This is a genomic window from Streptomyces pluripotens (genome assembly GCF_000802245.2).
GTDB classification, from domain to species: domain Bacteria; phylum Actinomycetota; class Actinomycetes; order Streptomycetales; family Streptomycetaceae; genus Streptomyces; species Streptomyces pluripotens.
Map to the genome: position 1 here is coordinate 2,430,626 of NZ_CP021080.1, position 13,226 is coordinate 2,443,851.

A 13,226-nucleotide genomic window follows, 5' to 3' on the forward strand; every position below is an offset into this window, starting at 1 on the left:
TCCGCGAAACTTAGGTTAGGCTAACCTAAGTTACTACGGACCGTCCCCGGAGGACACCCACATGCGCTCGCACCTGCTCAATGGCCTCACCGCGGAGCGGTACCGCCGCTCCGTGACCGAAGGAGTCGAGCGGGTGGCGGCCAGACTCGCCACCACAGACCGTCCGTTCACCGGTGTCGCCGTGGACGCCCTCGCCCCCCGCATCGACGCGATCGACCTCGACCGACCGCTGGACGACACCACGGCCGTCCTGGACGAACTGGAGGACGTCTATCTCCGGGACGCGGTCTACTTCCACCACCCCCGCTATCTCGCCCACCTCAACTGCCCGGTCGTCATCCCGGCGGTAGTCGGCGAGGCCGTGCTCGGCGCGGTCAACTCCTCCCTGGACACCTGGGACCAGTCGGTCGGCGGCACGCTCATCGAGCGCAGGCTCATCGACTGGACGGCAGCCCGCCTCGGCCTGGGCCCGGCCGCCGACGGAGTGTTCACCTCGGGCGGCACCCAGTCCAACCTCCAGGCGCTGCTGCTGGCGCGGGAGGAGGCCAAGAGCGACAGCCCGGCCGGACTGCGCGTCTTCGCATCCGAGGCCAGTCACTTCAGTGTGCGGAAGGCCGCCCGGCTCCTCGGCCTGGGCCCGGACTCCGTCGTCTCCCTGCCAGTCGACCGCGACAAACGCCTGCAAACGGTCGCACTCGCCCGCGAGCTGGAGCGCTGCCGCCGCGACAGCCTGGTCCCGATGGCCGTCGTCGCCACCGCCGGCACCACCGACTTCGGCTCCATCGACCCGCTCCCGGAGATCGCCGGACTGTGCGCCCGGTACGGGGTGTGGATGCACGTGGACGCGGCCTACGGCTGCGGGCTGCTCGCCTCCCTGAAGCACCGCGACCGCATCACCGGCATCGAACGCGCTGACTCGGTCACGGTCGACTACCACAAGTCCTTCTTCCAGCCGGTGAGTTCGTCCGCCGTGCTGGTCCGGGACGCGGCTACTCTGCGCCACGCCACCTACCACGCGGAATACCTCAACCCACGCCGCGCGGTACAGGAACGCATCCCCAACCAGGTCGACAAGTCCCTGCAGACCACCCGCCGCTTCGACGCCCTCAAGCTCTGGCTCACCCTGCGCACCATGGGCGCGGACGGCATCGGGCAACTCTTCGACGAGGTCTGCGACCTGGCACGGGAGGGCTTCAGGCTGCTCGCCGCCGACGCACGCTACGACGTCGTGGTCGAACCCGCCCTGTCCACCCTCGTCTTCCGCTACATCCCGGCGGCCGTCACCGACCCGGCCGACATCGACCGGGCCAACCTCTACGCCCGCAAGGCCCTGTTCGCCTCCGGCGACGCCGTGGTCGCGGGCACCAAGGTCGGCAGCCGCCACTACCTGAAGTTCACCCTGCTCAACCCCGAGACCACGACGGCCGACATCGCCGCCGTCCTCGACCTGATCGCCGACCACGCCGAGCAGTACCTGGGAGAGCCTCTTGACCACGCCTGCTGAAGCCGACCGCATCCATGACGTGGTGGGGATCGGGCTCGGCCCCTTCAACCTCGGCCTCGCCTGCCTCACCAAGCCGATCGCCGAACTGGACGGCGTGTTCCTGGAGTCCAAACCTGACTTCGAGTGGCACGCGGGGATGTTCCTGGACGGCGCCCACCTCCAAACCCCGTTCATGTCGGACCTGGTCACCCTCGCCGACCCGACCTCGCCGTACTCCTTCCTCAACTACCTGAAGGAGAAGGGCAGGCTGTACTCGTTCTACATCCGCGAGAACTTCTACCCGCTGCGGGTCGAGTACGACGACTACTGTCGCTGGGCGGCGAACAGACTGAGCAGCATCCGCTTCGGCACCACGGTCACCGAGGTGACGTACGGGGACGAGGTGTACCGCGTGCGCACCGACGCCGGCGACACCTACCGCGCCCGTCACCTGGTGCTCGGCACGGGAACGGTCCCCCGCCTTCCGCGCGCGTGCCAGGAACTGACCGGTGAGGTGCTGCACACCTCCGCGTACCGACACCGCAAGGCGGAACTGCTGTCGAAGAAGTCCATCACGATCATCGGCAGCGGCCAGAGCGCGGCGGAGATCTACCACGAGCTGCTCGCCGAGATCGACGTCCACGGCTACCAACTCAACTGGATCACCCGCTCCCCTCGGTTCTTCCCGCTGGAATACACCAAGCTGACCTTGGAGATGACGTCCCCGGACTACATCGACTACTTCCGCGCGCTGCCCGAGGACACCCGCTACCGGCTGGAGAAGCAGCAGAAGGGCCTGTTCAAGGGAATCAACTCGGACCTGATCGACGCCATCTTCGACCTGCTCTACCAGAAGGACGTCGAGAGCGGCGGCCACCCGCTGCGCACCCGGCTGATCACCAACTCCTCACTCACCCGGGCCTCCTGTCAGGACGGCACCTACACCCTGGGCTTCCACCAGGACGAGCAGGACAAGGACTTCGAGATCCGTACCGAAGGCCTGGTACTGGCCACCGGCTACCACTACGAGCCTCCGGCCTTCCTCACCCCGGTCCGCGACCGCCTCCGCTTCGACGCCCACGGCCGCTTCGACATCGCCCGCAACTACGCCATCGACATCACCGGCCGCCGCGTGTTCCTGCAGAACGCCGGCGTTCACACACACAGCGTCACCAGCCCCGACCTGGGCATGGGCGCGTACCGGAACTCGTCCATCATCCGCGAGCTGCTCGGCAGCGAGTACTACCCGGTCGAAAAGTCCGTCGCCTTCCAGGAGTTCGCTGTATGACCAGCACCAGCCCGACCTTCACGTTCCGTCCCCTGGACCCCCTGGACGACGCAGTACTGCTACACCGTTGGGTCACTCACCCCAAGGCCGTGTTCTGGATGATGCAGGACGCCGACCCCGAGGACGTCGAGCGCGCCTATCTGGACATCGAGGCCGATGCGCACCGCCACGCGTTCCTTGGGCTGCACGAGGAGGCGCCCGTCTTCCTCATGGAAACGTACGACCCCGCCCACCGGGAGCTGGCCGGACTGTACGAGCCGCAGCCGGGGGACGTCGGCATGCACTTCCTGGTCGCCCCGACCGACACCCCCGTGCACGGCTTCACCAAGGCCGTCATCACCGCGGTGCTGGCACACCTCTTCGCGGACCCGGGTACGCGCCGGATCGTGGTCGAGCCGGACGTGCGCAACAAGGCCGTGCACGCACTGAACGCGGCCGTCGGCTTCCTGCCCGAGCGGGAGATCCAGAAGCCCGAGAAGCGGGCCCTGCTCAGCTTCTGTACGCGTGAGCAGTTCCTGAAGGCGGTGTCCGCATGACCCCCGTCGACGCCGTGACCCACCTGTCTCCCGAACGGTGGGAGACCGCCAACCGGCTGCTGATACGCAAGGCGCTGGCCGAGTTCGCGCACGAGCGGCTGATCGCACCCGAGGAAGAAGGCGACGACTGCTATGTCGTGCGCAGCGACGACGGACTCACCTCCTACCGGTTCCGCGCCGTGCGCCGGGCCCTCGGCCATTGGCAGGTCGACGCCGGGTCGATCACCCGGCACCGGGCGGGCAGCGAACTCTCCCCCAGCGCGCTGGACTTCTTCATCGAGCTGAAGGAATCCCTGGGCCTGCGGGACGAGATCCTGCCGGTCTACCTGGAGGAGATCTCCTCCACGCTCTCCAGCACCTGCTACAAGCTCACCAGGCCGAAGGTGACGTCCGCCGAGCTGACGCGCAGCGGTTTCCAGGCCATCGAGTCCGGCATGACCGAAGGGCACCCCTGCTTCGTCGCCAACAACGGACGACTCGGGTTCGGCATCCACGCGTACCTGTCGTACGCCCCGGAGGCAGCGAGCCCCGTCCGGCTGGTGTGGCTGGCCGCACACCGCTCGCGCGCGGCGTTCACGGCCGGCACCGGGATCGAGTACGAGTCCTTCCTCCGGGACGAGCTGGGCGAGGAGACGCTCGGCCGTTTCGACGCCACCCTCACCGGCCAGGGACTGGACCCCGCCGACTACCTCCTCATCCCGGTCCACCCCTGGCAGTGGCGGAACAAGCTCGCCGTCACCTTCGCCTCCGAGGTGGCCCAGAGGCACCTAGTCTGCCTTGGCGAGGGCGACGACGCGTATCTGGCCCAGCAGTCCATCCGGACCTTCTTCAACTCCGGCAACCCCCACAAGCACTACGTGAAGACCGCCCTGTCGGTTCTCAACATGGGCTTTATGCGCGGGCTCTCGGCCGCCTACATGGAGGCGACGCCGGCGATCAACGACTGGCTGGCCCGGCTGATCGAGAACGACCCGGTGTTCAGGTCGGTCGGCTTGTCGATCATCCGGGAACGGGCGGCCGTCGGCTACCGGCACCCGGAGTACGAGCGGGCCACCGACAGCCACTCGCCGTACCGCAAGATGCTGGCCGCGCTGTGGCGGGAAAGCCCGGTGCCGTCGCTCCGGGAGGGCGAGTCACTCGCGACCATGGCCTCCCTGTTGCACGTGGACCACGAGGGCGCCTCCTTCGCGGGCGCGCTGATCGAGCGGTCGGGACTCGCCCCGGTCGAGTGGTTGCGGCGGTACCTGCGGGCCTACTACACCCCCCTCCTCCACAGTTTCTACGCCTACGACCTGGTGTTCATGCCGCACGGCGAAAACGTCATCCTGGTGTTGAAGGACGGGGCCGTGCAGCGGGCGGTCTACAAGGACATCGCCGAGGAGATCGCGGTGATGGACCCGGGCGCCGCCCTGCCGCCGGAGGTACGGCGGATCCGGGTCGAGGTCCCGGAGGACAGGAAACTGCTGTCGATCTTCACGGACGTCTTCGACTGCTTCTTCCGGTTCCTCGCCGCCCACCTCGCCGACGAGGGCGTCCTGACCGAGGACGACTTCTGGCGCACTGTGGCAGAGGTCACCCGCGAGTACCAGAAGGCGAGGCCGGAACTGGCCGACAAGTTCCGCCAGTACGACCTGTTCGCCCCGGAGTTCGCCCTGTCCTGCCTCAACCGGCTCCAGTTGCGCAACAACCGGCAGATGGTGGACCTCGCCGACCCGTCCGGCGCGCTCCAGCTGGCGGGATACCTGGAGAACCCCCTGGCGAAGTGGTGACCAACACCTCGCGGTGTCGCCGAAACCTCACTCCTCTGCCCGAAACCGGGCACGTTTCTTGCGAAACGGCGGCCGGTACCCCAGGATCTACGGGTGCACGACGAACTCGTTGATCACCTGATGCGGTCCACGCCCCTGAGCCGGGGCGAGGCGCTGCGTGTGGTCCAGGACGTTCTCGCCTACTTCGACGAGACGACCCAACAGTTCGTCCGCCGCCGCCACCGCGAGCTGCAGGCCCAGGGCCTGGTGAACGCAGAGATCTTCGAACGGATCGAGGCGGACCTGAAATACCGGGCGGTGGCACCGCCGGAGCTGACGCTCAGGCAGCTGCGCCGCATGGTCTACGGCTGAGAAATCAGCCGTAGACCACGAACTACGGGTCGAGGGACACCTATATATGTGCGGAATCGTCGGATACATCGGGAAGCGTGACGTCGCCCCCCTCCTCCTGGAGGGTCTGCAGCGGCTGGAGTACCGCGGCTACGACTCCGCGGGCATCGTCGTCACCTCCCCGAAGACGCCCGGCCTGAAGATGGTGAAGGCCAAGGGTCGGGTGCGCGACCTGGAGGCGAAGGTCCCGGCGCGGTTCAAGGGCACGACCGGAATCGCCCACACCCGCTGGGCCACCCACGGCGCCCCCTCCGACCTGAACGCCCACCCCCACATGTCGGCCGACGACAAGGTCGCGGTCGTGCACAACGGCATCATCGACAACGCCGCCGACCTGCGCCGCAAGCTCGAGGCGGACGGCGTCGAGTTCCTCTCCGACACCGACACCGAGGTCCTCACCCACCTCATCGCCCACTCCCAGGCGGACACCCTGGAGGAGAAGGTCCGCCACGCGGTCCGCCTGGTCGAGGGCACCTACGGCATCGCCGTCCTGCACGCCGACTTCCCGGACCGGATCGTCGTCGCCCGCAACGGTTCCCCGGTCGTCCTCGGCATCGGCGAGAAGGAGATGTTCGTCGCCTCGGACATCGCCGCCCTGGTCACCCACACCCGGCAGATAGTGACCCTCGACGACGGCGAGATGGCCACCCTGAAGGCCGACGACTTCCGCACCTACACCACCGAGGGCACCCGCACGACGGCCGAGCCCACCACCGTGGAGTGGGAGGCCGAGTCGTATGACATGGGCGGCCACGACACCTACATGCACAAGGAGATCCACGAGCAGGTCGAGGCCGTGGACCGGGTACTGCGCGGCCGCATCGACGACCGGTTCTCCACCGTGCACCTCGGCGGTCTCAACCTGGGTCCCCGGGAGGCCCGGCAGATCCGTCGGGTGAAGATCCTCGGCTGCGGTACCTCGTACCATGCGGGCCTGATCGGCGCCCAGATGATCGAGGAGCTGGCCCGTATCCCCGCCGACGCCGAGCCGGCCTCCGAGTTCCGCTACCGCAACCCGGTCGTGGACCCCGACACCCTCTACGTCGCCGTCTCCCAGTCCGGTGAGACCTACGACGTGCTGGCCGCCGTGCAGGAACTGAAGCGCAAGGGCGCCCGCGTCCTCGGTGTGGTCAACGTGGTCGGATCCGCGATCGCCCGCGAGGCCGACGGCGGCATCTACGTGCACGCCGGCCCCGAGGTCTGCGTGGTGTCCACCAAGTGCTTCACCAACACCACGGTCGCCTTCGCCCTGCTCGCGCTCCACCTCGGCCGCACCCGCGACCTGTCCGTGCGCGACGGCAAGCGGATCATCGAGGGCCTGCGCAAGCTGCCGGAGCAGATCACCGAGATCCTGCGACAGGAGGAGGAGATCAAGAAGCTGGCGGAGAGCTACGCCGACGCCCGCTCGATGCTCTTCATCGGTCGCGTCCGGGGCTACCCGGTGGCCCGCGAGGCATCCCTGAAGCTGAAGGAGGTCTCCTACATCCATGCCGAGGCCTACCCCGCTTCCGAGCTGAAGCACGGTCCGCTGGCCCTCATCGAGCCGGCCCTGCCCACGGTCGCGATCGTCCCCGACGACGACCTGCTGGAGAAGAACCGCGCCGCCCTGGAGGAGATCAAGGCCCGCGCGGGCCAGATCCTCGCCGTGGCCCACCAGCACCAGGAGAAGGCCGACCAGACAGTCCTCGTCCCGAAGAACGAGGACGAGCTCGACCCCATCCTGATGGGCATCCCGCTGCAGCTCCTCGCCTACCACACGGCCAAGGCCCTCGGGCGGGACATCGACAAGCCGAGGAACCTCGCCAAGTCGGTGACGGTCGAGTAGCAAGCCGGCCGGAAGACAGAACGGACCCCCACGTGTGCCACCCAACACGCGGGGGTCCCTTCCGTGCCGCTGCTCATCAGCCGGTGGCCGTCACCCCCCGGCCTGCGGCACGCCGGGGAAGTTCCGTCGGCCAGTGCGCGAGCGCCGCCGTCGCCGCGTACCACGCCACCGCACCGGCGGCGACGGCCACCCAGCCGCCGACCTTGCCCACGGCCGTGCTGTCGGCGAAGAGCCCCACGGCCAGCAGCAGCATGGCGAGGAACAGCAGGCCGTACATGGCCTGGCCGAGACTGTCGCCGCCGGCGAGGGTCAGCGTGAGCGCCACGAGGGCGAACAGCAGCAGGAAGAGGCCGGCCGAGTTGGCCGACATGCTACTGCCGGCCGAGACGGCCCAGGTGAACCACAGTGCGCCGAGAGCCGAGAAGGCCGTACCGGAGGCGCTGTCGCGGTCACGGAAGGCCAGCAGACCGGCCAGGAACAGGGCGACCCCGCCCACGTAGTGGGCGAGCGCGACGGCATTGGACGCCCTCACTCCGTCGATGACACCGGTCGTACCGAGGCCGAACGCCAACAGGGTGATGCCCAGGGCGAGTCGGCCCATGACGGTGGTGTTTCCGTTTCCCGCAGAGACGTCGTTGTCCACGGCGGGCTCCCTTCATGCATGTGCAGTTGCGCGGTGACCGGTATATGCCCTTCACAAGGACACAAACACCTCTTACGCGCGAGTAGATTGTCGCGTACACAAAGGAAGTTGACGCTGTGTGAGCGCCTACGGGATGACGATGACCGGTCGCTGCGCCCGCTTGGCGAGTCGCCCCGCGACGGAGCCGAAGAGCCGACCGACGATGCCGTGCGTGGAACCGACGACGATCGCGTCGGCCTCGTACTCCCGCCCCACCTCTTCGAGTTCGTGGCAGATGTCGCCTCCCCGTTCGACCAGGATCCACGGCACCTCGGCCAGATAGTCCGCACAGGCCAGCTCCAGCCCGAGGACCTCGGTGCGGTGGTCCGGCACATCGACGAAGACGGGCGGCTCGCAGCCGGCCCACACGGTGGTGGGCAGCCGGTTGGCGACATGCACGATGATCAGGCCGGAGTGCGAGCGGTGCGCCATGCCGATCGCGTAGGCGAGGGCCCGTTCACTGGAGGTGGAGCCGTCGAAGCCGACGACGACTCCGTGCTGGAAGGCGGGGTCGCAGCAAGGGCGTGACTCCTCCGCCGCCAGAGGATCGGCCGCCGTGGGATCGGCGACCGGCCGCTTGCGGTCCGCGGGTTCGAAGAATTCGTGACCGGCCATGGCTGTCTCGGCGTTGTGATCCTTTGGGTGGGACGACAGTATGCGCGGAGCTGTGTCCGGGAAACATCTTCCCAAGCCCATACCCCCAAGGGTACGGCGGCACGCCTCCTGAGCCCAGATACCGCGCACGCTCCGTGAGCGGCCCCCGACGTCCGCAGGGGTTCACCGGAGCATGCACGAGCAGCGCCCGTAACGCAATGCTCGCTGCCCCGTACAGCCGGTTTGCACGAGATTCACAGATGCGTGGCCGGTGACCGAGTCGTCGAACGGGCGTTGAACCCCCGTGAACCACCGCCTCAGGGAGTACGAGATGCCCGGACCCCAATCCACCCGCGAACCGCACTCCACACCGGATTCCGTGAGCGACGTGATCCGTTGGGGCGTCTTCAGCTGCGTTCTCGTCCCCGTGGTCCTGGTCTGGTACGGAACTTCACTGGCCGGCGCGACGGGTACCGCGCTGGGGCTGGCCGCCGTCACGGCCGTCTGCCGGTTCCTGCTGCGCCGCTCCGAACGTTGCGCCGAACGTTGCGCCACGCAAAGAGGCGGACGTCACACCCAAGGCCGCCCACCGGTCGACTGACCGGTTTCCGCACCCCGGAACGCATCTTTTCAGCCAACTTCCCGATGTGGGTCTGAAGGGGTCCAGACCACCCTCCACCCCCCGTTCCACCTGCACGGAAAGGGTCTACGGCGCGCTGCACACCCTACGCGGTTGAGCCACTACGACGAGGCGCACTTCCCTGCACGGCCCACGAGTGCAACGCTTCGTGATCGAATGCTTCACGCCAAGTTGTCATGTCGACAATGTGCCGCGTGTGGAACTGGTCACCGTCAGACCGCGGGAACCAGTAGATTCGATCTTGACTGTCTTACGGCGGGGGACTCGTGCAGGACCGAGGGGAAACGTGCAGGAGCGACACAACCGAGGAGCCGCGACCACCGAGGGGGGCTTAGCAGTATGAGCCACGACTCCACCGCCGCGCCGGAAGCCGCAGCCCGGAAACTCTCCGGGCGACGCCGCAAGGAGATCGTCGCGGTGCTGCTGTTCAGCGGCGGCCCGATCTTCGAGAGTTCCATTCCGCTGTCGGTGTTCGGCATCGACCGCCAGGACGCCGGAGTGCCGCGCTACCGCCTGCTGGTATGCGCCGGTGAGGAAGGCCCGCTGCGCACCACCGGGGGCCTGGAACTCACCGCACCACACGGGTTGGAGGCGATCTCGCGCGCCGGGACGGTCGTCGTACCGGCCTGGCGCTCGATCACCTCGCCACCACCGGAGGAGGCGCTCGACGCGCTGCGCCGGGCCCATGAAGAGGGTGCCCGCATCGTGGGGCTGTGCACGGGCGCGTTCGTGCTCGCGGCGGCCGGACTGCTGGACGGGCGCCCAGCGACCACCCACTGGATGTACGCACCCACGCTGGCCAAGCGCTATCCGTCAGTGCACGTCGATCCGCGGGAGCTGTTCGTCGACGACGGCGACGTCCTGACGTCGGCCGGCACGGCCGCCGGCATCGACCTCTGTCTGCACATCGTGCGGACGGACCACGGCAACGAGGCGGCCGGCGCGCTCGCCCGGCGCCTGGTGGTCCCGCCGCGACGCAGCGGCGGGCAGGAGCGCTACCTCGACAGGTCTTTACCCGAGGAGATCGGCGCCGACCCGCTCGCCGAGGTCGTCGCCTGGGCGCTGGAACACCTTCACGAGCAGTTCGACGTGGAGACCTTGGCGGCACGCGCCTACATGAGCCGCCGTACGTTCGACCGCCGGTTCCGCTCGCTGACCGGGAGCGCGCCGCTGCAGTGACTGATCACGCAACGGGTGCTGCAGGCGCAGCGGCTGCTGGAGACGTCGGACTACTCCGTGGACGAAGTGGCGGGCCGGTGCGGTTTCCGCTCCCCCGTCGCGCTGCGCGGGCACTTCCGCCGCCAGCTCGGCTCGTCCCCCGCCGCCTACCGGGCTGCCTACCGGGCCCGCCGACCCCAGGGCGACAAGTCAGTCGACCCGGAGACGCCGATGCCGACGTCCAGTCAGCAGGGCGGCCCGCCTCCGGGCCTGTCCGGTCCCGGGCCGATGGGTCCCGGGCCGATGGGTCCCGCGCCCACCGTCCTGCACCCGGACGGCGGAGTGCCGATGCAGAGCCGCCGCACGGCAGCCGGTGCGGTCAGCCTGCTGCCGGGTCCGCGCAGCGGCAGCTGAGCGAGGAGTAACGGAGGGAGGAGGGGACGGAGTCGTACTCCGCCCCCTCCTCCCTCTCCTGGCCTCGTCTCGACCTTCTCCCGGCCTTGCCTTGACCGTCTCTCTGCCTTCTCCCGGGCGCTGTCTCTGCGTACATCCATGAACGCGCACCGACAGGGACGCCGCACACCCGGTCCCGCTCCCGGTGGCGCGCCGTAAGGTGAGACGCATGAACGATCGCATGGTGTGGATCGACTGCGAGATGACCGGCCTCTCGCTGTCCGACGACGCGCTCATCGAAGTGGCCGCCCTCGTCACCGACTCCGAACTGAACGTGCTCGGCAAGGGCGTGGACATCGTCATCCGCCCGCCGGAGCGAGCACTGGAGACGATGCCGGAAGTGGTGCGCCACATGCACACCGCATCCGGACTGCTCGCCGAGTTGGAGAACGGCACGACGCTGGCCGACGCCGAGGAGCAGGTCCTCACCTACGTCCGGGAGCACGTCAAGGAGCCGGGCAAGGCTCCCCTGTGCGGCAACTCCGTGGGCACCGACCGCGGCTTCCTGCTGCGGGACATGCCGACCTTGGAGGACTACCTCCACTACCGGATCGTCGACGTGTCCTCGATCAAGGAGCTGGCCCGCCGCTGGTATCCGCGGTCATATTTCAACAGCCCGGAGAAGAACGGCAACCACCGGGCCCTCGCGGACATCCGCGAGTCGATCGCCGAGCTCCGCTACTACCGCGAGGCCATCTTCGTCCCGCAGCCCGGTCCGGACTCCGATACCGCGAAGACGATCGCCGCCAAGCACGTCCTTCCCGCGCAGTAAATTCCTGGGAGCGGCCTCTGGGTCCGCCCGGGGACCCGCGCGAAAACCTGTGCGCGAGCATCCCTTCGGACCCTGTAGACTTCTTCTCGGCCGGTCGGGGAAACCACCGAGTGAACCGTCGGTCATGGTGGGTGTAGCTCAGCTGGTAGAGCACCTGGTTGTGGTCCAGGATGCCGCGGGTTCGAGTCCCGTCACTCACCCTGGGTAATCAGCCGGTGACTCCGTCGCGAGACGGGGTCACCGGCTTTTCTCGTCCGCGGGATGCGGCTCTGACGCGACCGGCACCACGATGGGGTGCCGCCCCTGAACCCCACCGGGACCGGCCCTGACCTCCCGCACGTCAAGGCGCTCGTCAGCGCCGCGCTCGCCGATCTGCAGACGCCTGTCCACACGGTCCCCGGTGCACGGCGACCGGCAGCCAAGGCCCGGGCAGCCCGGGAAGCCTCCCTCGAACAGCACTGGCCGACACCCGAACGGCTCGGGCCCCGGTCACCGAGGTCGAGCCCTTACCCCTCTCCGGCTGCGCCGCCTACGACGACGCCCGCACCACCAGCTCCGTCCGCAGGACCGCGTGCCGCCGATCCGGCCCCCGGGACACGGCCGGGCGGCGATCGGCGATCTCCGCGAGCAGCAAGCCGATCATCGCGCGGCCCATCTCCTCGATGGGCTGGCGGACGCTGGTGAGTGGCGGGTCCATGTGGCGGGCGATCACCGAGTCGTCGTAGCCGACCAGAGCCACGTCGTCCGGGATGCGGCGGCCTGTCTCGCGCAGCGCCTGACGTGCGCCGGCTGCCATCACGTCCGAGCCGGCGAAGACCGCGTCCAGGTCGGGACGGCGGTCGAGCAGGGCCGCCATTGCACGCCGACCACCCTCCTCGGTGAAGTCGCCCTGTTCCACGAGGAGTTCGTCCACCCTCCGGCCCGCATCACGCAGGGCGTCCCGGTAGCCGTCCAGGCGACGCTGAGCACCGTAGACGTCCAAGGGGCCGGTGATGTGCGCGATCCGGCGGCGGCCCCGGGAGAGCACATGCTCCACCGCGGAGCGGGCGCCGCCGTAGTTGTCGGAGTCCACCGAAGTGAGTGTCTCGGCGGCCGAGCGGGGACCACTGATCACGGCCGGGATCTCCAACTGCGCCAGGAGGTCGGGCAGCGGGTCGTCGGCGTGCACCGAGACCAGCAGGACGCCGTCGACCCGGTGGGCCGCGAGGTACTGGGCGAGCCGCTGCCGCTCCCGGTCGCTGCCGGCGAATATCAGCAGCAACTGCATCTCGGTGTCGGAGAGTTCGGCGCCGACACCGCGCAGCATGTCCGAGAAGTAGGGTTCCGCGAAGAAGCGGGTCTCCGGCTCGGGGACGACGAGGGCGATCGCGTCGGTGCGGTTGGCCGCGAGGGCACGGGCGGCGGTGTTGGGGACGTAGCCGAGTTCGGCGACCGCGGCCTCCACCGCGGCGCGCGTCGCCTGACTGACCCGGGGCGAACCATTGATCACCCGTGAGACGGTGCCCCGGCCGACCCCGGCCCGGGCGGCGACCTCTTCGAGCGTGGGCCGCCCACCGCTCCGGCCCCGCGCTCCGTGGCTTGCCATCGGCTCCGCCTCCCTCAACACCGTCATCCCCGCTGGCTGGAATCTAACAGC

11 protein-coding genes, 1 tRNA gene and 1 pseudogene are annotated in these 13,226 nt (G+C 68.8%); 10 read left to right on the forward strand and 3 right to left on the reverse strand.

The features are described 5' to 3' along the window. Positions 1 to 61: 61 nt before the first annotated feature. The 6 genes from desA (at position 62) to glmS (ending at position 7,291) form a co-directional block, all read left to right on the forward strand. On the forward strand, positions 62 to 1,504 hold the full coding sequence (desA, locus tag LK06_RS10745) for a lysine decarboxylase DesA (protein ID WP_039649254.1): 1,443 nt from the start codon (positions 62 to 64) through the stop codon (positions 1,502 to 1,504). Continuing rightward, positions 1,488 to 2,771, forward strand: coding sequence for a lysine N(6)-hydroxylase/L-ornithine N(5)-oxygenase family protein (locus tag LK06_RS10750; RefSeq protein ID WP_043434328.1), 1,284 nt, complete (start codon positions 1,488 to 1,490; stop codon positions 2,769 to 2,771). Before desA ends, LK06_RS10750 begins: the two co-directional genes overlap by 17 nt. Next, on the forward strand, positions 2,768 to 3,307 hold the full coding sequence (locus LK06_RS10755) for a GNAT family N-acetyltransferase (protein WP_039649260.1): 540 nt from the start codon (positions 2,768 to 2,770) through the stop codon (positions 3,305 to 3,307). The genes LK06_RS10750 and LK06_RS10755 overlap by 4 nt, the downstream gene beginning before the upstream one ends. After that, positions 3,304 to 5,076, forward strand: coding sequence for an IucA/IucC family protein (locus LK06_RS10760; protein ID WP_039649262.1), 1,773 nt, complete (start codon positions 3,304 to 3,306; stop codon positions 5,074 to 5,076). The genes LK06_RS10755 and LK06_RS10760 overlap by 4 nt, the downstream gene beginning before the upstream one ends. A 93-nt stretch (positions 5,077 to 5,169) precedes the next feature. Beyond that, entirely contained in the window at positions 5,170 to 5,427 is a 258-nt protein-coding gene (locus LK06_RS10765) for a hypothetical protein (RefSeq protein ID WP_039649264.1), read from the forward strand. Positions 5,428 to 5,473: 46 nt separating this feature from the next. Beyond that, a complete protein-coding gene (gene glmS, locus LK06_RS10770) occupies positions 5,474 to 7,291 on the forward strand; it encodes a glutamine--fructose-6-phosphate transaminase (isomerizing) (protein WP_039649267.1) in 1,818 nt (605 codons plus the stop codon). A gap of 76 nt (positions 7,292 to 7,367) precedes the next feature. Here glmS and LK06_RS10775 read toward each other — a convergent pair whose 3' ends face one another. Together LK06_RS10775 and LK06_RS10780 are read right to left on the reverse strand one after the other, a co-directional pair. Continuing rightward, positions 7,368 to 7,934 (reverse strand): GPR1/FUN34/YaaH family transporter, encoded by a 567-nt coding sequence (locus tag LK06_RS10775; RefSeq protein WP_039649269.1) that lies wholly within the window; start codon positions 7,932 to 7,934, stop codon positions 7,368 to 7,370. 126 nt (positions 7,935 to 8,060) lie between these two features. Further along, positions 8,061 to 8,588, reverse strand: coding sequence for a universal stress protein (locus LK06_RS10780; RefSeq protein WP_039649271.1), 528 nt, complete (start codon positions 8,586 to 8,588; stop codon positions 8,061 to 8,063). A gap of 310 nt (positions 8,589 to 8,898) precedes the next feature. Between LK06_RS10780 and LK06_RS10785 the strand changes: the two genes are divergently transcribed. The 4 genes and pseudogenes from LK06_RS10785 (at position 8,899) to LK06_RS10800 (ending at position 11,790) form a co-directional block, all read left to right on the forward strand. Then, a complete protein-coding gene (locus LK06_RS10785) occupies positions 8,899 to 9,168 on the forward strand; it encodes a hypothetical protein (RefSeq protein WP_174673848.1) in 270 nt (89 codons plus the stop codon). A 378-nt stretch (positions 9,169 to 9,546) separates the two neighbouring features. Next, positions 9,547 to 10,779, forward strand: a pseudogene (locus tag LK06_RS10790) (helix-turn-helix domain-containing protein). Between the two features lie 208 nt (positions 10,780 to 10,987). Beyond that, on the forward strand, positions 10,988 to 11,590 hold the full coding sequence (gene orn, locus LK06_RS10795; RefSeq protein ID WP_039649274.1) for an oligoribonuclease: 603 nt from the start codon (positions 10,988 to 10,990) through the stop codon (positions 11,588 to 11,590). Between the two features lie 127 nt (positions 11,591 to 11,717). After that, positions 11,718 to 11,790: transfer RNA gene (locus LK06_RS10800), tRNA-His, on the forward strand. Between the two features lie 329 nt (positions 11,791 to 12,119). On the opposite strand, the gene LK06_RS10805 is transcribed toward LK06_RS10800, so the two are convergent. Then, positions 12,120 to 13,175: a LacI family DNA-binding transcriptional regulator gene (locus tag LK06_RS10805; protein ID WP_039649277.1), complete on the reverse strand. Its 1,056-nt coding sequence runs from the start codon at positions 13,173 to 13,175 to the stop codon at positions 12,120 to 12,122. Positions 13,176 to 13,226 lie beyond the last annotated feature (51 nt).

Excerpts from the sequence above, each read along its gene's own strand:
- desA (WP_039649254.1), top strand. The coding sequence starts at position 62 with ATGCGCTCGCACCTGCTCAATGGCCTCACCGCGGAGCGGTACCGCCGC.
- LK06_RS10755 (WP_039649260.1), top strand. The coding sequence starts at position 2,768 with ATGACCAGCACCAGCCCGACCTTCACGTTCCGTCCCCTGGACCCCCTG.
- LK06_RS10760 (WP_039649262.1), top strand. The coding sequence starts at position 3,304 with ATGACCCCCGTCGACGCCGTGACCCACCTGTCTCCCGAACGGTGGGAG.
- glmS (WP_039649267.1), top strand. The coding sequence starts at position 5,474 with ATGTGCGGAATCGTCGGATACATCGGGAAGCGTGACGTCGCCCCCCTC.
- LK06_RS10780 (WP_039649271.1), bottom strand. The coding sequence starts at position 8,588 with ATGGCCGGTCACGAATTCTTCGAACCCGCGGACCGCAAGCGGCCGGTC.
- LK06_RS10785 (WP_174673848.1), top strand. The coding sequence starts at position 8,899 with ATGCCCGGACCCCAATCCACCCGCGAACCGCACTCCACACCGGATTCC.
- orn (WP_039649274.1), top strand. The coding sequence starts at position 10,988 with ATGAACGATCGCATGGTGTGGATCGACTGCGAGATGACCGGCCTCTCG.
- LK06_RS10805 (WP_039649277.1), bottom strand. The coding sequence starts at position 13,175 with ATGGCAAGCCACGGAGCGCGGGGCCGGAGCGGTGGGCGGCCCACGCTC.